1 protein-coding gene is annotated in these 255 nt (G+C 74.5%); it reads right to left on the bottom strand.

The annotated features are described in order from the left end of the window. Positions 1-255: AMP-binding protein (locus tag KVP70_RS33865; RefSeq protein ID WP_217946801.1), on the bottom strand; the 255-nt coding region annotated here is incomplete at both ends.

Raw genomic sequence — 255 nt, 5'->3', positions numbered from 1 at the left:
CCAGGTATTCGATGCCGCCGTCCGGCAGCCAGCGGCCGAGGTCGCCGGTGCGGTACAGGCGGGCGTCGGGGCGGTCGCCGAACGGGTCGGCGATGAAGCGTTCGGCCGTCAGCTCGGGGCGGTTCAGGTAGCCGCGCGCGACGCCGGCGCCACCGATGTACAGTTCGCCGGTCACGCCGATCGGCGCCGGCTGGCGGTGGGCGTCGAGGATGTAGGCGCGCAGGTCGGGCAGGGGCTGGCCGATCAGGCTGCCCA

Origin of the sequence: Duganella violaceipulchra (genome assembly GCF_019166075.1) — a bacterium.
Taxonomy (GTDB): domain Bacteria; phylum Pseudomonadota; class Gammaproteobacteria; order Burkholderiales; family Burkholderiaceae_D; genus Rugamonas; species Rugamonas violaceipulchra.
This window is presented reverse-complemented; position numbering and strand designations above follow the sequence as displayed.